Source organism: Paenibacillus popilliae ATCC 14706, from assembly GCF_000315235.1.
Lineage (GTDB): Bacteria > Bacillota > Bacilli > Paenibacillales > Paenibacillaceae > Paenibacillus_B > Paenibacillus_B popilliae.
Window position 1 is genome coordinate 1 of record NZ_BALG01000331.1, and the last position, 367, is coordinate 367.

Genomic DNA, 367 nt, shown 5'->3' on the forward strand with positions numbered 1-367 from the left:
ACCCTAATGTTCCATGAATTCGATGCTTGTTAAACCAGTTGACGTAATCGTACAACTCTAGTTCCAGGTGAGTAAGGCTCTGGAAGTTCATCTGATTCACGAATTCGGTTTTGATAGTCTTAAAGGTCGCTTCTGCCACGGCGTTGTCATACGGACAACCTTTCATACTGAGTGATCGACCGATATCAAACGTCTTCAAGAGCTCATCTATTTTCTGATTTTTAAACTCACTGCCCCGGTCGGTGTGAAACCACTGAATTTGACGCAAATCGCCTTTGACCGCCGCAAAAGCGCGAGAAATCAGGTCGGCATCCTTATGGGGGCCCACACTATGGCCGATGATTTCTCGATTAAACAGATCGACTAG

General features: G+C 45.8%; 1 protein-coding gene. It reads right to left on the minus strand.

The features are described from left to right. Positions 1–367, minus strand: a 367-nt coding sequence (locus PPOP_RS16755; RefSeq protein ID WP_042229573.1) for an IS3 family transposase, incomplete at both ends; no start/stop codon positions are given.